At 62.7% G+C, this 17140-nt stretch carries 18 protein-coding genes; 2 read left to right on the top strand and 16 right to left on the bottom strand.

From position 1 onward, the window contains the following. Positions 1–31: 31 nt before the first annotated feature. From SPO_RS15685 to SPO_RS15630, 12 genes are all read right to left on the bottom strand, one after another. On the bottom strand, positions 32–577 hold the full coding sequence (locus SPO_RS15685) for a prepilin peptidase (RefSeq protein ID WP_011048788.1): 546 nt from the start codon (positions 575–577) through the stop codon (positions 32–34). A gap of 4 nt (positions 578–581) precedes the next feature. Continuing rightward, positions 582–1430: a tetratricopeptide repeat protein gene (locus SPO_RS15680; RefSeq protein WP_011048787.1), complete on the bottom strand. Its 849-nt coding sequence runs from the start codon at positions 1428–1430 to the stop codon at positions 582–584. A gap of 29 nt (positions 1431–1459) precedes the next feature. Next, the gene (locus SPO_RS15675; protein WP_011048786.1) at positions 1460–2050 is read right to left on the bottom strand and encodes a tetratricopeptide repeat protein; all 591 of its coding nucleotides are present in this window, start codon (positions 2048–2050) and stop codon (positions 1460–1462) included. Positions 2051–2054: 4 nt separating this feature from the next. Further along, on the bottom strand, positions 2055–3035 hold the full coding sequence (locus SPO_RS15670; protein WP_011048785.1) for a type II secretion system F family protein: 981 nt from the start codon (positions 3033–3035) through the stop codon (positions 2055–2057). 10 nt (positions 3036–3045) lie between these two features. After that, positions 3046–4014: a type II secretion system F family protein gene (locus tag SPO_RS15665; RefSeq protein ID WP_011048784.1), complete on the bottom strand. Its 969-nt coding sequence runs from the start codon at positions 4012–4014 to the stop codon at positions 3046–3048. 11 nt (positions 4015–4025) lie between these two features. After that, entirely contained in the window at positions 4026–5465 is a 1440-nt protein-coding gene (locus SPO_RS15660; RefSeq protein ID WP_011048783.1) for a CpaF family protein, read from the bottom strand. A gap of 24 nt (positions 5466–5489) precedes the next feature. Next, positions 5490–6728 carry an AAA family ATPase gene (locus SPO_RS15655; RefSeq protein WP_030003250.1) on the bottom strand — a complete coding sequence of 413 codons (1239 nt, stop codon included), beginning with the start codon at positions 6726–6728 and terminating at the stop codon, positions 5490–5492. 183 nt (positions 6729–6911) lie between these two features. Further along, positions 6912–7538, bottom strand: coding sequence for an OmpA family protein (locus tag SPO_RS15650; RefSeq protein ID WP_044028654.1), 627 nt, complete (start codon positions 7536–7538; stop codon positions 6912–6914). 16 nt (positions 7539–7554) lie between these two features. Then, positions 7555–8961 (bottom strand): type II and III secretion system protein family protein, encoded by a 1407-nt coding sequence (locus tag SPO_RS15645; protein ID WP_044028653.1) that lies wholly within the window; start codon positions 8959–8961, stop codon positions 7555–7557. Positions 8962–9156: 195 nt separating this feature from the next. Further along, entirely contained in the window at positions 9157–10023 is an 867-nt protein-coding gene (gene cpaB / locus SPO_RS15640) for a Flp pilus assembly protein CpaB (protein ID WP_044029339.1), read from the bottom strand. Positions 10024–10211: 188 nt separating this feature from the next. Further along, entirely contained in the window at positions 10212–10400 is a 189-nt protein-coding gene (locus tag SPO_RS15635; protein WP_044028652.1) for a hypothetical protein, read from the bottom strand. A gap of 88 nt (positions 10401–10488) precedes the next feature. Beyond that, positions 10489–10677, bottom strand: coding sequence for a hypothetical protein (locus SPO_RS15630; RefSeq protein ID WP_011048778.1), 189 nt, complete (start codon positions 10675–10677; stop codon positions 10489–10491). Between the two features lie 354 nt (positions 10678–11031). Between SPO_RS15630 and SPO_RS15625 the strand changes: the two genes are divergently transcribed. Then, a complete protein-coding gene (locus SPO_RS15625; protein WP_044028651.1) occupies positions 11032–11877 on the top strand; it encodes a lytic transglycosylase domain-containing protein in 846 nt (281 codons plus the stop codon). A gap of 53 nt (positions 11878–11930) precedes the next feature. Here the strand turns inward: SPO_RS15625 and SPO_RS15620 are convergent, their stop codons facing one another. From SPO_RS15620 to SPO_RS15610, 3 genes are all read right to left on the bottom strand, one after another. Further along, positions 11931–12557 (bottom strand): 3-oxoacid CoA-transferase subunit B, encoded by a 627-nt coding sequence (locus SPO_RS15620; protein WP_011048776.1) that lies wholly within the window; start codon positions 12555–12557, stop codon positions 11931–11933. 3 nt (positions 12558–12560) lie between these two features. After that, entirely contained in the window at positions 12561–13265 is a 705-nt protein-coding gene (locus SPO_RS15615; protein ID WP_011048775.1) for a CoA transferase subunit A, read from the bottom strand. A 132-nt stretch (positions 13266–13397) separates the two neighbouring features. Further along, on the bottom strand, positions 13398–13823 hold the full coding sequence (locus SPO_RS15610; RefSeq protein ID WP_011048774.1) for a VOC family protein: 426 nt from the start codon (positions 13821–13823) through the stop codon (positions 13398–13400). Between the two features lie 67 nt (positions 13824–13890). Here SPO_RS15610 and SPO_RS15605 point away from each other — a divergent pair, with 67 nt between their 5' ends. Next, complete coding sequence (locus tag SPO_RS15605) at positions 13891–14472, top strand: TetR/AcrR family transcriptional regulator (protein ID WP_011048773.1); 582 nt, start codon at positions 13891–13893, stop codon at positions 14470–14472. Between the two features lie 21 nt (positions 14473–14493). Here SPO_RS15605 and topA read toward each other — a convergent pair whose 3' ends face one another. Next, the gene (topA, locus tag SPO_RS15600; protein ID WP_011048772.1) at positions 14494–17136 is read right to left on the bottom strand and encodes a type I DNA topoisomerase; all 2643 of its coding nucleotides are present in this window, start codon (positions 17134–17136) and stop codon (positions 14494–14496) included. Positions 17137–17140: the final 4 nt, after the last annotated feature.

Genomic DNA, 17140 nt, shown 5'->3' with positions numbered 1-17140 from the left:
GCCGGGGCGGTGATTGATGGGTCAGCGGCGCTCAGCTGCCCCGTGCCGCACCAAGTGCCAGATAGGTGACCAGCCACAGGCCCAGTGCCAGCCCCATGGGGAATTTCTTGCCACTGTCCCAGCTTTTCCAGTTCGGGGCAAAGCGCCTTAGCCCGCTGTGTTTGGCGATGCGGTGGGTGGTAAAGGCGCCCAGCAGGCTGGCGGCGAGGATCGCCATGGCCAGGATCAGATCGGCGGTCCAGACAAAGGGGGCGGCAGCCGCCAGGAACTTGGCATCGCCCGCGCCCATGGCACCGGCGGCGTTCAGAACGATCCCGACCAGCAGGATCAGCGGCAGATGCAGCAATTGCCAGACATAGGTGGGCAGGGCCATCGGGACCGGCCCGATCCGGCCCGATGCCCATTCGCCGGTAAACGGCGGATAGGCGATCAGCCCCACCGCCAAGAAGACCCCGGCCAGCGCCATGACGGCGTGGTTGCGGATCTTCAGTTCGGCGAGGTCGGTATAAGCGACATAGAGGCAGATCGGCAGTGCGAAGGGCAAGAACCACAATGCCGCATAAGCGGGGAGGGCCATGGGATCAGCCGGTTTCCAGTGCCCGGAGCGAGCGGACCGCGTCTTCGAAATGCTGCGGGTGGGTGTCGATCGCTTCGCGCAACAGCGCCTTGCCGGTGGTGACGTCGCCCTGTTTGACCGCCGACAGCGCCATGGTGTGCAACAGCTGGGCGCGTTCGATCTGGGTCATCGGCACCACGGGCAGCGTATAGTTGCGCTGCGCGCTGCGGGCCAGAACCAGGTTGTTCTTGGCGGTGAACAGGTTGCCATCCTGACGGATCGCGTCGCCGAACAGGCGCTCGGCCTCGGCGTAATCGCCGCGGGTCAACTTGGAATAGCCCCAGTTGTTCATCACGCCAGCGGGCCGGGTCGTCAGGCCAACGGCGATCTCATAGAAGGTATCGGCGTTTTTCCATTCCTTGTTGGAATCCGCCACCATCGCCTCGAGCCGATAGCGTTTGAAGGACTCGTGGGTGGGGGGCACCGAATCCAGCACCTGTTCGGCCCGCTCCCAGTCGTTGTTGCGGATCAGTGCATCGGCCAGATCGACAGAGTCGTCGGCGGTGGCACCCTTCATCCCGATTACGCGGTTCCAGGCCGAGACCGCCTCGGTGTTGCGATGGGCCCGGGTCAGCGACTTGGCCAGACCGCGCTGCAGGTCGACCCGTTCGGGATTGTCCTTTGAGGCCCGCTGGAAGTAATCGACCGCCTCGTTGGGGTCGGCCACCGTCAGCATCACGTCGTTGAGGTTGGTTTCGTCGACAACATTCACGTCCTGGAATGCGCGTTCGACCGTCTCATCCGCTTTGTCGGAACAGGCCGATAAGGTCAGGCCACCTGCCAGCATGACCGGAATCAGGATAAAGTGGCGCATTTTTGCGTCCTTCTTGCTGCTCTTGCCCTCTATGGTGTCTTGCGGATCAGGAAATCGCCTTGTCCCCGCTGCACCAATTTGAATTCTTCTTTTTGTACAGTATTAATAACAGGATTTTCCGATTTTGCGAGTGCAATCCGTAGATTGTTCCGGATTGAGTCACTTTCGCCATTGTCCAGTGCATAGGCCTTGCGAAAGACGGCTGTCGCCTCGGCGATCTCGTCCTTTTCCATCAGAAGAACACCCAGATTGTTCCAGGCTTCGGGCCAGTCGGGTGCCTCTTCCACCGCGCGGCGCAGCATGGTTTCCGACTGCCCCAGCCGTCCCAGGCCCAGATTGGCGGTGCCAAGGCCGGTCAGGATTTCGGTGGTCATGCCCTCGTCCAGAGCGGCGCGGGTAAAGGCGTCGAGCGCCAGTTCGTATTCGCCCGCCGACATCAGACGTTGACCCACCTCGACGCCGCTGACCGCCTGTTTGCGGTGATCCACGCCGGGAGGAAACGGATTGTCGGGCAGGGCGATATCGTCGCTTTTCGTGCAAGAGGCCACCGTCACCGCGGTGACAGTGGCCCATGCGAGCACAAGACTTGGCCGGCGGACCGGCGCAGCCGATGATGTCATGTCGTCAATTGCTCATGTTTCCAAGGTCCATGATGCCTTTTGCCGAGGGGCCCACAAGGATGATCAGCAGCGGCGGAACCGTCAGCATCATTGTGGCAAGGGTCATCTTGGTTGGCAACTTGTTTGCGGCCTCCTCGGCGCGCATCACGCGCTTGTCGCGCATCTCGCCAGCATAGACACGCAGGGCCTCGGCGATCGAGGTACCAAACTGCGAGGACTGGATCATCACGGTGACAAAGGAGGATACATCGACCACACCGCAGCGGGTCCCCATGTCGCGCAGAACCTTGTCCTTTTCCTTGCCCGCCTTCATCTCATAGGCGACCATCTCGAATTCATCGGCCAGATCGGGGTAAGAGGCGCGCAATTCCTTGGAAACGCGCACGATGGACTGGTCCAGCGACTGGCCCGCCTCGACGCAGACCAGCAGCATGTCCAGCGCGTCGGGAAAGGCACGGGTGATGTTTTCCTTGCGGGTATCGACCCTGCGGGTGATCCAGTAGCGGGGCAGGAAGTAGGCCGCGCCCCCCGGGCCCAGCACCCGGATCAGCATGGCCTGACCATCCAGATCCTTGTCCGCTTCGATGACGAAGACATAGAGCACGCCCAGCACAAGCCCGACCAGGCCCAGCGCCATCTGCGCAAAGTGGAAGAAGCGCACCGCATCCTTGGACTGATACCCGGCTTGGCGCAGTTTGAGCTGCATCGCCGACAGTTCGTCGGCATCCTGGGGTTCCAGGAAATTCGCAAAGCGTTGCAGCTGTTCGTTGCGTCCGCTCTGGCGCAACTGTTCCTTCTTTGGCTTGGCGAGCGTATTGGGGTTCATTTCCCGCTTGAGCTTTTTCAGCGGGTCCTCTGGCTGGCTCATCAGCAGAGGGACGGCCAGCAGGACCATGAACAGGCCCAGCACGCCGACCGCGATCAGCGGGCCGAACTCGCCCAGATGCCCGGTCAGAAAGTCGTTGATCTGGTTCAGAAATTCCATGATGCCCTCCTCAGACCTTGATGTTGGTCAGCATGCGCATGACGAACAGGTTCATCGTCAGCATGACCCCGACGACGAAACAGGCGGGGATGAACAGCTCGTGGTCCATCACACCATCATAATAGTTGGGGTCCTTGACCAGGATGAAGAGCAGCGCCCCAAGGGGGAAGGCGGACAGGAACTTGCCCGACCACTGCGCCTCGGCGGTGATCGCCTTGACCCGGCGGAACAGGCGGAACCGGGCGCGGATCACCTTGGCCAGACCGGCAAGGACCTCGGCCAGATTACCGCCCGATTGCTGCTGAATGGTCACCGCCACCGAGAGAAAGCGCAAATCCTGCATATCCAGCCGCTCGGCCATTTCCTTGAGCGCCTCACCCACCTCGCGGCCATAGGCGGCCTCGTCGGCGATGATGCCGAATTCGGTGGCGATCGGATCCTCGGATTCCTTGGCCACGATCTGGATGGCCGAGACCAGCGGATGCCCGACCCTGAGCGAACGCACCATCAGCTCGACCGAGTCAGGCAGCTGCTCTTCGATCAGACTCAGGCGTTTCTTGGCCTTCTGGTTCACCCACAGATAGACGGCGGCGATACCGATCGCCACCGAGATGGCGGCGCGCAGTTTCACTTCGGTCTGGGTGCCGATGCTGAGACCCACAAAGGCAATGCCCGCCAGCAGAAACATGATCATGATCAGCTGCCGGGGCGTAAAGGCGATGGCCGCCTTTTGCGCCTTTTCCGCCAGCAGCGAATAAAGCGGGATCGACTTCGACTTCATGTGCTGCTGCATCTCCTTGCGGAGCTGCTCCAGCACCTGTTCGCGCCCGGTGCCCTTGTCCAGCATTTCCAGCCGGCGGTTGACCCGGCTGTTGAGGCTGATGGATTTGCCGAAGGCGACCAGATAGAGACCCTCGACCAGGACCAGGACCCCGACGAAGATCAGGCCGTAGATGATTGGTTCGGCGCTGAGTTGCATGGTTTTGATCCTTACATCGTGGTCGGTTCATAGATCGACGGCGGCAGGTCATAGCCCCACATGCGGAACCGTTCCGAGAAATGGCTGCGCACGCCGGTGGCGGTGAAATGGCCGATGATCTTGTTGTCGGGGGTCAGGCCCACCCGCTGATAGCGGAAGATTTCCTGCATCGAGATGACGTCGCCCTCCATCCCCGTGATCTCGGTGATCGAGGTCATGCGGCGGCTGCCGTCCTGAAGACGGCTGGCCTGCACGATCAGGTTGACGGCGCTGGCGATCTGGCTGCGCACGGCCTTGATCGGCATCTCGATCCCGGCCATGGCGATCATGTTTTCCAGGCGGCTGACCCCGTCGCGGGCAGAGTTGGCGTGGATCGTGGTCATCGACCCGTCATGGCCGGTATTCATGGCCTGCAGCATGTCGATGACTTCCTCGCCGCGCGTCTCGCCGACGATGATGCGGTCGGGGCGCATCCGCAGCGCGTTCTTCAGACAGTCGCGGGGGGAAACCTCGCCCTTGCCCTCGACGTTGGGCGGGCGGCTTTCCATCCGTCCCACATGGACCTGTTGCAGCTGGAGTTCCGCCGTATCCTCGATCGTCAGGATGCGTTCGGCATTGTCGATGAAACTCGACAGCGCGTTCAGCGTTGTGGTCTTGCCCGAGCCGGTACCGCCAGAGACGATCACGTTCAGCCGGGTGGCGACGGCGGCCTGAAGATAGGCGGCCATCTCCTCGGTAAACGCGCCGAATTTCACCAGGTCGTCGATACCCAGCTTGTCCTTTTTGAATTTCCGGATCGACACCAGCGAGCCGTCCACCGCGATCGGCGGCACCATCGCGTTGAAACGCGAGCCATCGGCGAGGCGGGCGTCGACATAGGGGTTCGATTCATCGACACGCCGGCCGACCGCGCTGACGATCTTGTCGATGATCCGCAGCAGGTGGCGCTCGTCCTTGAAGGTGATGTCGGTCAGTTGCAGCTTGCCGGCGCGTTCGACAAAGATCTGCTGCGGCCCGTTCACCAGGATATCGTTGACCGTATCGTCCTGAAGCAGGGTTTCCAGCGGTCCCAGACCGGTGACCTCGTCATACAGCTCCTTGTTGAGCTGCATGCGGTCCTCGCGGTTCAGCACCACACCCTTGGTTTCCAGAACTTCGCTGGTGATCGCGGTGATCTCGGCGCGCAGCTCTGCCTCGGCGGCATGTTCCAGCGCCGAAAGGTTGAGGTTTTCCAGCAGGTCGCGGTGCAGCTCGATCTTGAGCTCGCTCAACCGCTCCTTGCGCTTGCGGTCGCGGTCCTGCGGCACCACCTCGGCGGCTTGCTTCTGGGCCGGCCTGCGCAGGCTGGCCGAGGCGACGGGTTCAACCGCCGCGGCGGGCGTTTCGGCTTTCTTGGCGGCCATGGCGGCGACCGGCATGGCCTTGTCGGTCTTTTTATATCTCGAAAACACGGTCGACCCCCTCGTCTATGGTGTTCAGGCTGCCTTGGCGTCGCTGCGCCCCAATTCATGCAGCGATTGTGCCAGTTTCGCGATCTCGCGGCGCAACGGGTTCTTGGGTGCCGAGGTTGCCAGGGGCAGACCATGATCGGCGCCCTGGGTGACCTGCTTGCCGCCGTCGGGCAGTTGCAGGTCGATCGAGATGCCAAGGGATTCCCCCATCCGCTTGACCCGGCTCTTGCCGCTGAGATCGGTGAATTTCGGCGCCTTGTTCAGGGCAAAGCGCAGCTTGTTGAAGGGCAGGTCCTCGGATTGCAGCGCGCGCTTCATCCGCAGCGCGTTCTGGGCCGAGCGCATGTCCAGCTCGATCATCGCGAAATAGACATGTGCGGCCTGCAGGATCGTTTCGGACCATTGGACCAGCGTCTTGGGCATGTCGACGATGACATAGTCAAAATGCGCGCGGGCCATTTCGATCACCCGCTGGATGTCCTCGGGCGAGAGAATGTCGAGCGGCACCATGTCCGAGGGTGCGGTGAGCACCTGCAACTTGTCCTCGAAGCTGAGCAGGGCCTGGCCGAACACCTCTTCGTCCATGCTTTGGGTTTCCGACAGCATTTCGAACACCGCCTCGCGGCGCGGCAGGTCCAGATAGGTCGAGACCGAGCCATGTTGCAGGTCGAGATCCATCAGGCAGACGCTGGGCGCGTCCTCGCCGCCGATATTGGCCAGCTCCCAGGCCAGGTTCACCGCCATCGTGGTCGAGCCGGTCCCGCCGGCGAGGCCATGCACCACGATCAGCGCGCCCTCGCGCGCGGCGCCCTTGTTCAGATGGGCCGTGTTGTGATGGGTCTGGGCCTGTTCGGGTTCCGGCTTGCTCATCCGGTCGATGGCCGATTGCAACTCGCGCTCGGGCAGGGGGTAGGGCACGAATTCGTCCGCCCCCTTGCGCAACAGCTGGTGCAACGAGGCCGGGGTGACGTCCTCGGCGATCAGGATCACCTTGATGCCGCGGCTCTTGGCCTGGGTGATGATCTCACCCATCAGCACCAGGTTGTCCTCGTCCTCGGTGTCGATGGCCAGGGCGATGAATTCAAGGGATTCGGATTCGGGTTGACCGAAGAAAGCCAGCGCTTCGGCAAAGCCGAGGTCGCCCCAGCTTTCCCCCATCGCGGCCTCCATGTCCTCGATCAGCAGATCAAAGTTCTGCACGTCCCGGCTGACGGTACAGGCCAGGATCGGCGTCGTTTCGGGTTGTGGCATTGCGCTGCTCATTGCCTTTTTCCTCTTTACGGGGGTGGGGCAACGAAACGGTGTCCGTTCTGCCTTCACCCGCATGCGACCGGGAATCTGGTCGCACGTCACCTATTGGAAGCAATGTCGCGGGTAAGTTGGGCGAGATTTGGGCCGAAAAGAACCAATTGTAGGGAATGGGGCGACGATGCCGCCCGATTCCACTTATTGTTCGAAGGCGCTGGAAGAGGTGTCGATCTCGACCGTGGTCTTGGGCTCGGCACTCTTGATGTATTCGCGATAGACCACCTGGGCATATTTGCCGTCCAGCAGGTTCTGGTTGCCATCGACAAAACCCGACACCTGGGTGACGGTACGCCGGTTGCGGCGCTCGCGCTCGCCGGTGGGCACCAGCGGCTGGGTTTCACCGTAAGAGACAACCGCCTCGAGCCGTGAGCGGCTGATGCCGCGGCTGGCAAAGAAGGACACGACCGCGCGCGCGCGCCGCATGCCCAAGCTCTTGTTATAGCCCGATGATCCGACCGCGTCGGTATGGCCATAGACCCGGAAGCGCACCTCGGGGAATTGCCGGATCCAGTCGGCCTGCAATGTCAGCACCTGCTGGGCGGTTGCGTCCAGCTCGGCACTGTCAAAGGCAAAGTTGATCTGGGTCGGAATTTCGCGGGCGAAACGGTCCGCCAGGACCTGCGTATAGCTGCGCTCGCCGTTCATCATCTGGGTATTGTTCAGCGTCGCATTGCCGAACGTGCCCGAATCCACCTGATAGCCCGCTTCGATGCCACAAGCGGAAAGCGTTCCAGCCAGTCCCAGGCACATCATCCAGTTCCGCATCGGTCCCATCCCCTGATCACTCCAAGACATAGCCATAAGAGCCGCTGAAATCTTGCCGCGCGACCTCGGAGGCGGCACCACCGCGGGCCCGTTCGGTCCGGGCGGTCTTGCCACGCAGGAACAGATCGGCCTCGGACGGGGGTTTGACCCGGTCGGTCGGCAGTGCCAGCGCCTCGCCACGGGTCGGCGAGACCAGATGCGCGGTGATGATGATCACCAGTTCGGTCTGCGAGCGCTGGTAATTGGCGCTGCGGAACAGGGCGCCCAGCACGGGAACGTCGCCAAGCCAGGGTAGTTGCTGGTTGTTGTCGAGGAACTCGTCTTCGATCAGACCGGCAATCGCAAAGCTCTCGCCATCCTTCAGCTCGACCGTTGTCGAGGTCTCGCGCCGCTGAAAGGCCGCGATGTCGAAGCCGTTGACCGTGACCGAGTTGTTGGGATCGAGCGACGAAACCGCGGCCAGAAGCTCCAGATTGATCAGATCGCCATCGACCACGCGGGGGATAAAGGCCATCTCGACGCCAAAGGGTTTGTATTCGACCGTGAACAGGCCGTCGCGCTGGGCGACCGGGATCGGGTATTCGCCACCGGCCAGGAACTTGGCCTCTTGTCCCGACAGGGCCGACAGGTTGGGTTCGGCCAGGGTGCGCACCACGCCCTTGCGCTCCAGCGCCTCGAGCAGCAGCCGCACCTGGGTCGAGCCCGCGCTGAATCCGAACAGGATCGCGCCCGCATTGTCGTTGAGCGCCGGGATACTGCCGCCGATCGCGTTGGTCAGGCTTCCCGAGCTGTTCAATGTGTTCAGGCCGCCGACGATATTGCCGCCGCTCACGCCCAGCGATGCGCTGAGCGATTTCGAGACCGAGCGCTGCATTTCCGCAAAGCGCACCTTGAGCATGACCTGCTGTACACCGGCGACGCTCATCAGGTTCGATACCCGCTCGGGCGCATAGCGTTCGGCCAGATCCAGCGCCCGTTGCAGGCGCGCCGTGCTCGAGGCGGTGCCCGACAGCACGATGCCGTCGTTGGCGGTGCGGACCTCGATCTTTTCGTTGGGCAGGATCTGTTTCAGACGTTCCTTGAACTCGGCCACATCGAACGAGACGCGCACGTTCACATTGGTGATCAGCCGCCCGCCTGCGTCGAACAGGCTCAGCGTGGTCAGACCCGGTGACTTGCCCAACACATAGATCGTGCGGTCCGACAGAGACGAGATATCGGCGATCCCGGCATTGGCGATCGAAAGCTCGGCAAAGGGTGTCTCGCTTTCGACCACGATGGCCCGGTTCATGGGCACGTCAAGCGTCTCGGCGGCCCCCTGTTTGACCACACGCAAATCCTGGGCCTGCGCCAGCCCTGTCATCGGGCTGCACGCAAGGGCGAGCCCTGTTAGGGCCGCTTTGATCAAACCATCAATTTTCATGTGACCTGCCTTTCCGATCACGCCTCTGAGCCGGGTCTTTGCGCCCGATGTTTGAGCTACTGTGCGCGAACTGGCGCTTTATTGCAAGAATCAATGACTTTTGGCGCATGCCTAATGTGTGTATTGCGCAACAAAGCAAGAGGACCGCCCCTTGCGGTGCGGTCCTTGGTCTTGAAAACGGTGCTGTCTGCGCCATCAATTCGTGCAGGGGATCGGGATGTCGACCACCTCGGCGCCACGGCGGGTGCGGATGGTGCAGACCTTTTCCTCGGCCTTCTCTGGCGCCGCCTCAAGCGCGCCAAGACCCAGCAGCATGCGCTGATCGACTTCAACCGCGGCGGCGATGGTGTCGTCATCGGCGCCGACCAGGGCCAGGGTCAGCCGGCCGGTGGTCTGGGCCTGGGCCAGCGAAGCCACCTGTTGGGGCAGGGCCGCAACAGTCACGGTGCGGGCGATATTGGCGCCGGTCACGTCGCCGCCCGAGATCTGGTCGATCGCGACAATCTGGATATTGGTCTGGATCAGGCGGGTGATCTCGCCCTGCATGCCTTCGAGCGGGCCGGTCGCACCGGACAGGCCGCCGGTCCAGTAGACATCGACCCGGTCGCCGGGGCGCAGAAAGCCCGACACGCCGCTGGTCACGTCGACCTTGATGGCAAAGGCCCGCATGCCGCGCGCCAGCTGCGAGGTCAGGCCGGCGTCCTCACCCGGTTTGGTGACCTTGATCGCCATGATCGCCTCGTCCTTTTCCATCGCACGCAGGACATAGCGGTTTTCTTCCTGACGCTCGGGGAACAGCATGGCGGCATCCAGGAAGGTGCCTTCGGGAATGGCGTTTTCCGGCCAATTGACCGCGCGCACATCTTCCTTGGTCAGGCGTTCGCCATAACGCAGCGGGCGCGAGGCCACATAAACTGTCTTGGTTGGAACGATCTGGGCCCGCGCCTGACGCTCGCGCGCCAATTCGTTCTGATAGGCGGAAATGTAATTGCGCGCCATCATGACCGCGCCACCTGCAAGTGCGATCCCCACGATCAGGACCAATCCGAATACTGCTCGCATCTTGTCACCTCTCTTCCGTTCCGGTTGCCCGGCATCGGCCATTCTGGCCAAGCACGGGCGGTCCGAAACAAATTCTACGCTTCAAATGTGTCATTCTAAGGGTCAAAGGACGCCCCTACAGCGTCTTTGACTGACAATTGAAGTCTGTTTTTCTTCGCATTTGTCTCGAAGTGGTAGTCGCCGCTAGGTCAGAACCCGGCATCTACGTTGACCGTTCCTATCGTTGTCGAGACAGCTGTCGAAACGTCTCCGGTAGGACCATTGATCGCCGCATAGGCGATACCGGCCAAGGAAACTACCGCAGCGGTCAGAACCACCCAGTCCACCGTGACGGCGCCGTCTTCCTCTCTTGCAAAGAGCATCCAGCTATACAGCATGGCAGTGCCTCCGTCGCATCGGATTCAGGAAAAAGGGCCACGCCTTGGGTAAAGACGCGGCCCCGATTTGCTGTAAGCAGCTCGGCTATTACAGGCCGGTATCCGGCGTCACGGTGCCCAGCTCGGTGTTGATGGCGGTCGACAGTGTGCCGGTACCGGTCGAGATGCCGTTGTAGGCAACTGCGGCCAGGGCAACGACTGCTGCGGTCAGCACGACCCAGTCAACGGTCACTGCGCCATCTTCGTCTTTACGGAAGTTTTTGATGAACTTGATCATGGTTAGTCCCTCCTAAGGATCACAAGAGTGTTTCTTAACCTCGCCGTCCGTCTGAACCTGCTCTCTCTCGTTGGCTCATGTCCGTCGCGGTATGGGTGTATATTTGCCGGTCAGCCATGGCAGGATTTGGGCCAAAACTCGGAATTCTTTGCCTGATTTTAATTTTTTGGAGAAAAATATCTTAAGCCTCTGTTTTGGAAGGATAAAAAGGGTAAAAATTTTAGCTACCCCTTTCGGAGGCGATGCAAAACCGCACCAAATATGGCGAAATCGCCGCATTTCGGTTGGTTTTTCAGTGTTGAAGGAGGCTTTTGCACAGTAGAGTCGGGAAAAAACATATCTAGAGGCGAGCAGATGGTCCTCAGATACATCACCCTGATTGCAAGCGCGGCCGTTTTTGCGGCCGTGGCCGAGTCGCGTGCGGAAAGTCCCGCACCGCTGCCCGAGGTCAAGTTCAAGCGGGTGCGTGCGCCCGTGCCCGGCGCCCGCCCGCGGGTGGATGTGCAGATCTCGGCCGAGGAACACGCGCGCGCGCCAGTGGCCGGGCGGCAGAAGCCCATCGAGGCGGAGGAGGTCGTCACCGCCGCCGCCGCGCCGCTGCCCGATGCGGCGGCGCCCACCGGGCGCTATGCCTGGTTCTGGGACAAGATCTCTCCCGCGCTTGGGCCCGACCGGCCCCGCCAGTTGGAGGACATGCTGAGCGCGCTGTCCGCCGGCGGCGTGGATGCGCCGCGCCTTCAGGCCTTGCAGGATATCGCGCGGGCACAGGGCATCTCGATTCTGCGCTCGACCGTGGGAACCGAGGTTTCGCCAGCGCTGGTGCTTGCGGTGATCGCGGTGGAATCGGCGGGCCGCGCCGATGCGGTGAGCGGAGCGGGCGCGCAGGGGCTGATGCAGCTGATGCCCGCCACGGCGGCGCGCTTCGGCGTGGCCGACAGCCTGTCACCGGATGAGAATATCGCGGGCGGCGTGCGCTATCTGAACTGGCTGATGGAAGAGTTCGGGCGCGACCCCGTCCTGGTGCTTGCCGGATACAATGCGGGCGAGGGTGCGGTGCGCAAACACGAGGGCGTGCCGCCCTATGCCGAGACCCGCGATTACGTGCCCAAGGTGCTGGCCGCCTATCAGGTGGCGCGCGGGCTCTGCACCACGCCGCCCGAACTGATCACAGACGGATGCGTATTCACCGCGATGCAATAGAAAACCCGCCCCGGTTGTTGGGGGCGGGTTCGTCGTTTCAATCGAGGTTCGGCTCAGTTGACCAGCGTTGCCTCGGTCGCGGCGCGCATCTCGGCCTCGCTCACGCCATCGGCCAGCTCCACGATCTTCAACCCGCCCTCGACCACGTCGAGTACGCCAAGATTGGTGATGATGCGGTCGACCACGCCCTTGCCGGTCAGCGGCAGGGTGCATTCCTTGAGCACTTTTGATTCGCCGTGCTTGTTGGTGTGGTCCATCACAACCACCACGCGACCGACGCCCGCCACCAGGTCCATGGCGCCGCCCATGCCCTTGACCAGCTTGCCGGGGATCATCCAGTTGGCCAGATCGCCCTTTTCGTCCACTTCCATCGCGCCCAGGATCGCGGCGGCGATCTTGCCGCCCCGGATCATCGCAAACGAGGTCGCGCTGTCGAAATAAGCGGTGCGGGCCAGTTCGGTGATGGTCTGCTTGCCGGCATTGATCAGGTCCGGGTCCTCGTCGCCCTCATAGGGGAAGGGGCCCATGCCCAGCATGCCGTTTTCCGATTGCAGGGTGATGTCCTTGTCGCCCACATAGTTGGCCACCAGCGTCGGGATCCCGATGCCGAGGTTCACATACATGCCGTCTTCAAGCTCTTCTGCCGCGCGCGCGGCCATCTGATTGCGGTCCCAGGGCATGGCTCAAGCCTCCTCACGTTTGCGGGTGGTGCGCTGTTCGATGCGCTTTTCATGCTCGCCCTGAATGATGCGATGCACATAGATGCCGGGCAGGTGGATGCAATCGGGGTCCAGTTCGCCGCGCGGAACGATTTCCTCGACCTCGGCGATACAGATCTTGCCGCAGGTGGCCGCGGGCACGTTGAAATTGCGCGCGGTCTTGCGGAACACCAGGTTGCCGGTGTCATCGGCCTTCCAGGCCTTGATGATCGACAGGTCGGCAAAGATACCCTCTTCGAGGATATAGGTCTCGCCGTTGAACTCCTTGTGCTCCTTGCCATCGGCGATGACGGTGCCGACGCCGGTCTTGGTATAGAAGCCGGGGATGCCCGCACCACCGGCGCGCATGCGCTCTGCCAGGGTGCCCTGGGGATTGAATTCCAGCTCCAGCTCGCCGCTCAGGTATTGCCGCATGAACTCGGCGTTTTCACCCACATACGAGCTGATCATCTTCTTCACCTGCTTGGTCTGCAGCAGGATGCCGATGCCGAAATCGTCGACGCCCGCATTGTTTGAGGCAAAGGTCAGATCCTTGGCACCCGACTCCTTGATCGCTTGCAACAGCAGCTCGGGAATGCCGCACAGGCCGAAACCGCCCGCCGCGATCAGCATGCCGTCCTGCAGCAGACCGTCGAGCGCCTCGGTGGCGTTGGCATAGACTTTTTTCATGGAAACTCCCCCAATGACTTGGTGATTGCGCCGGTTTTGCCGCCGCGTCAGCGCGGAGTCAATGACGGGTTCCGGGGGATGGTATTTCTACGGAATGGCGCGGGCCGGGGCGGCGGGACCGCCCCGGCCGGGTCACTGGGGCAGGGCCTCGGCGCTGTATTGCGCGGCGAATTCGGCGCTGGGCGGGATCGGGGTGATGACATCGATCAGCACGCCATTGGGGTCGGCGGTGATGAAGTGGCGCTGCCCGAACGCCTCGTCCTTGAGCGGTTTCAGCATCGGCAGACCCGCCGCCGTCAACCGGTCGTATTCGGCTGCCGCGTCGGCCACCTCGAAGTTCAGGATAACGCCGCGCACCGGGCCACGGGCCTGGGCCGGGATGGTTTCGTGCTGCCCGTCCAGGATGGCCAGATTGACCGAAGGGTCGGCGCTTGATTGCAGATGCACGTACCAATCGGCCTCGAACGCGGTGTGGAACCCGAAATGGCTGCGATAGAAATCGGCGGTGCCCTGCACGTCGCCGGTCTGGATGACGGGGTAATACTGAGTCGTTTTCATATTGCCTTTCTCCTCAACATGCATACAGTCTGTATGTGAGTTGGAATTAAACATACAGGCTGTATGTATGCAAGAGAAAAATGCACCCGTCCCCAATGCCGACCGCCGCGCTGCGATGCGGGCACGCCTGATCGCCGCCGCGCGGGCGCTGTTCGTGGACAAGGGATATGCCGAGACCTCGACACCAGAGATCGTGCGCGCCGCCGAGGTGACGCGCGGCGCGCTTTATCACCATTTCGCCGACAAGGCCGATCTGTTTCGCGCCGTGGTCGAGGCGGAGGCCGAGGCGCTGGTGAGCCGGATCGACGCCGAGGCGGTTGACGCCGGGGCAGGGGGGATGGAAGCGGGCAGCGCTGCCTTTTTCCGCGCCATGGCCGAGCCGGGCCGGGCGCGGCTGTTGCTGATCGACGGGCCAGCGGTGCTGGGACCGGACGAGATGAGCCGGATCGACGCGGGCGGCGGGCGCGCCTCGCTGCGGGCGGGGCTCGATCTGGTGGTCAGCGGTGTCGGCGAAGCTGAGATGCAGGCATTGACCGAGGTGGTGTCTGCCGCATTCGATCGCGCCGCGCTTGCGATTGCGCAAGGAGCCGAACCCGCGCCTTTCGAACAGGCGATGGCACGGCTGGTGGCGGGGCTGGGCGAGCGCTGACGCCCACGCCCGGGCCGCAGATCACTCCTCGGCGGCTTTCTTGGTGGTCTTCTTGCGCGGGGCAGCTTTTTTCTTGGTGCCCTTCTTGGTCGATTTCTCGGCGATCAGCGCGACCGCCATTTCCATCGTCACATCCGCCGCTTCCACATCCTTGGGCAGGGTCGCATTGACCTTGTCCCATTTGATATAGGCGCCGTAACGGCCATCCAGCACGTTGACCGCGCCGCCGTGTTCGGGATGTTCGCCCAGCTCCTTGAGCGGTTTGGCCGCTGCCCGGCCCCGACCGCGCGGATTGGCGCGCTTTTCGGCCAGCAGTTCGACCGCGCGGTTCATGCCGATCTCGAACACGTCGCTCGGGTCCTTGAGATTGGCATAGATCGGTTTGGCCTCATCCGGCAGCTGATGCATCAGATAGGGGCCGAAACGCCCGAAATTCGAGCTGATCATGCCGCCTTCGGGATGTTGGCCGATCTGACGCGGCAGGCTGAGCAGCACCAGCGCCTTTTCGAGATCCAGGTCTTCGGCCGACCAGCCACGCGGCAGGCTGGCGCGCGGGGGTTTCTTGTTTTCTTCGCTGATCTCGCCGCGCTGGACATAGGGGCCGAACCGGCCCGCCTTGAGCCAGATCTCGTCGCCCCCATCCTCGCCCAGCAGCCGCTCGGCGCTGTCGTCCGCGTCGCCGCTGATCGGGCGGGTATAGCGGCATTCGGGATAGTTGCCGCAGCCGACGAACCCGCCGGTGCGCGAGGTCTTCAGATGCAGCTGGCCGGTGCCGCATTTGGGGCAGATCCGCGGGTCGGACCCATCCTCGCGCGGCGGATAGAGCTGGGGTGCCAGCGCCTCGTCCAGCTTGTCGAGCACTTCGGAGATGCGCAGCTCGGATGTTTCGCTGATCGCCGCCGAGAAATCGCGCCAGAACCGGCCCAGCAGGTCCTTGTAATCGCGCGAGCCTGCGCTGACGTCATCCAGCTGCTCTTCCAGATTGGCGGTGAACTCGTAGCCCACATATTGGCGAAAGAAGTTCAGCAGGAAGATGGTGACGATGCGGCCTTTTTCCTCGGGGATCAGGCGGTTCTTGTCCTTGCGGACATATTCCCGGTCCTGGATCGTGGTGATGACCGAGGCATAGGTTGAGGGGCGGCCGATGCCCAGCTCTTCCATCCGCTTGACCAGCGTCGCCTCGGTATAGCGCGGCGGCGGCTGGGTGTGGTGTTGCAGCGCCAGCACCGCCTCGTTCTCGGACAGGATCGCTTCCTTGGCGATCTTGGCGCCCTCGGTCAGCGGGGTATCTCCGGTCGCCCTGGCGAATTGATCGGCCAGCGAAGTCTTGGCAAAAACCGCCTTTTCCCCCATCGAGATCTGGGGCAGGCGCTTGTCCTCGTCATTCTCGACATCGTCGCGCCCCTCTTCGTAGACCCGCAGGAACCCGTCGAACAGCACCACCTGGCCGGTGGCGCGCAGGCCGACCTGGCCATCGGCACTGCCGATCTCGACCGTGGTCCGCTCCAGCCGGGCGGCGGCCATCTGGCAGGCGATGGTGCGTTTCCAGATCAGGTCGTAAAGACGGCGCTGATCCTCGTCCTTCAGCTTCAGCGCGGCGGCGTCCTTGCGCATGTCGGTGGGGCGGATGCATTCATGCGCCTCTTGCGCGTTCTTGGCCTTGTTCTTGTACATGCGCGGGCTGTCGGGCACGTATTCGGCCCCGAACCGGTCGGCAATGGCGTCGCGGGTGGCCATGACCGCCTCGGGCGCCATGTCGATGCCGTCGGTCCGCATATAGGTGATGTGCCCGGCCTCATATAGGCGCTGCGCCGCGCTCATGCAGTGGCGCGCGCCCATGCCGAACTTGCGGCTGGCCTCTTGTTGCAGGGTTGAAGTCATGAAGGGCGCCGAGGGGTTGCGCGCCGCCGGTTTCGCCTCGACCGACTGGATGCTCAGCGCGCGGCTGGTGATCGCCTGCACGGCCAGTTCGGCCTGGGTGGCGTTGGAAATGTCCATCTTGTCGAGCTTGTTGCCCGCCAGCGTGACCAGACGCGCCTCGTAGACCTGGCCGCGCGGGGTTTCCAGCAAGGCCTTGACCGACCAGTATTCCACCGGCTTGAAGGCCTCGATCTCCATCTCGCGCTCGACGATCAGGCGCAGGCAGACCGATTGCACCCGGCCCGCGCTGCGCGCGCCGGGCAGCTTGCGCCACAGTACCGGGGACAGGTTGAAGCCCACCAGATAATCCAGCGCACGGCGCGCCAGGTAGGCCTCGACCAGCGGCATATCGACCTGGCGCGGGTTCTGCATCGCCTTGGTCACCGCGTCCTTGGTGATGGCGTTGAAAGTGACGCGACTGACGGCAGTGCCCTTCTTGATCGAACGGCGCTTGGTCAGCGCTTCCTGCAGGTGCCAGCTGATCGCCTCGCCCTCGCGATCGGGGTCGGTGGCGAGGATCAGTTCGTTGTCCTCGGCCAGGGCGTCAGCGATTGCCTTGACGTGCTTGCGACTGTCGGCGGCAACCTCCCAGGTCATGTCGAAATCATGCTCGGGATCGACCGATCCGTCCTTGGCAGGCAGGTCGCGCACATGGCCATAAGATGCCAGAACCGTGTAGTCCGAGCCGAGATATTTGTTGATCGTTTTTGCCTTGGCAGGGGATTCTACAACAACAACAGGCATTTAG

Origin of the sequence: Ruegeria pomeroyi DSS-3 (assembly GCF_000011965.2) — a bacterium.
GTDB classification, from domain to species: Bacteria; Pseudomonadota; Alphaproteobacteria; order Rhodobacterales; family Rhodobacteraceae; genus Ruegeria_B; species Ruegeria_B pomeroyi.
Note: the sequence above shows the minus strand (reverse complement) of the source record. Positions and strands in the feature narration are given on the sequence as shown.

Bases quoted from the DNA above. Each gene is read 5' to 3' on its own strand.
- SPO_RS15685 (WP_011048788.1), bottom strand. From the start codon at position 577: ATGGCCCTCCCCGCTTATGCGGCATTGTGGTTCTTGCCCTTCGCACTG.
- SPO_RS15680 (WP_011048787.1), bottom strand. From the start codon at position 1,430: ATGCGCCACTTTATCCTGATTCCGGTCATGCTGGCAGGTGGCCTGACC.
- SPO_RS15675 (WP_011048786.1), bottom strand. From the start codon at position 2,050: ATGACATCATCGGCTGCGCCGGTCCGCCGGCCAAGTCTTGTGCTCGCA.
- SPO_RS15670 (WP_011048785.1), bottom strand. From the start codon at position 3,035: ATGGAATTTCTGAACCAGATCAACGACTTTCTGACCGGGCATCTGGGC.
- SPO_RS15665 (WP_011048784.1), bottom strand. From the start codon at position 4,014: ATGCAACTCAGCGCCGAACCAATCATCTACGGCCTGATCTTCGTCGGG.
- SPO_RS15655 (WP_030003250.1), bottom strand. From the start codon at position 6,728: ATGAGCAGCGCAATGCCACAACCCGAAACGACGCCGATCCTGGCCTGT.
- SPO_RS15650 (WP_044028654.1), bottom strand. From the start codon at position 7,538: ATGCGGAACTGGATGATGTGCCTGGGACTGGCTGGAACGCTTTCCGCT.
- SPO_RS15645 (WP_044028653.1), bottom strand. From the start codon at position 8,961: ATGAAAATTGATGGTTTGATCAAAGCGGCCCTAACAGGGCTCGCCCTT.
- cpaB (WP_044029339.1), bottom strand. From the start codon at position 10,023: ATGCGAGCAGTATTCGGATTGGTCCTGATCGTGGGGATCGCACTTGCA.
- SPO_RS15635 (WP_044028652.1), bottom strand. From the start codon at position 10,400: ATGCTGTATAGCTGGATGCTCTTTGCAAGAGAGGAAGACGGCGCCGTC.
- SPO_RS15630 (WP_011048778.1), bottom strand. From the start codon at position 10,677: ATGATCAAGTTCATCAAAAACTTCCGTAAAGACGAAGATGGCGCAGTG.
- SPO_RS15625 (WP_044028651.1), top strand. From the start codon at position 11,032: ATGGTCCTCAGATACATCACCCTGATTGCAAGCGCGGCCGTTTTTGCG.
- SPO_RS15620 (WP_011048776.1), bottom strand. From the start codon at position 12,557: ATGCCCTGGGACCGCAATCAGATGGCCGCGCGCGCGGCAGAAGAGCTT.
- SPO_RS15615 (WP_011048775.1), bottom strand. From the start codon at position 13,265: ATGAAAAAAGTCTATGCCAACGCCACCGAGGCGCTCGACGGTCTGCTG.
- SPO_RS15610 (WP_011048774.1), bottom strand. From the start codon at position 13,823: ATGAAAACGACTCAGTATTACCCCGTCATCCAGACCGGCGACGTGCAG.
- SPO_RS15605 (WP_011048773.1), top strand. From the start codon at position 13,891: ATGCAAGAGAAAAATGCACCCGTCCCCAATGCCGACCGCCGCGCTGCG.
- topA (WP_011048772.1), bottom strand. From the start codon at position 17,136: ATGCCTGTTGTTGTTGTAGAATCCCCTGCCAAGGCAAAAACGATCAAC.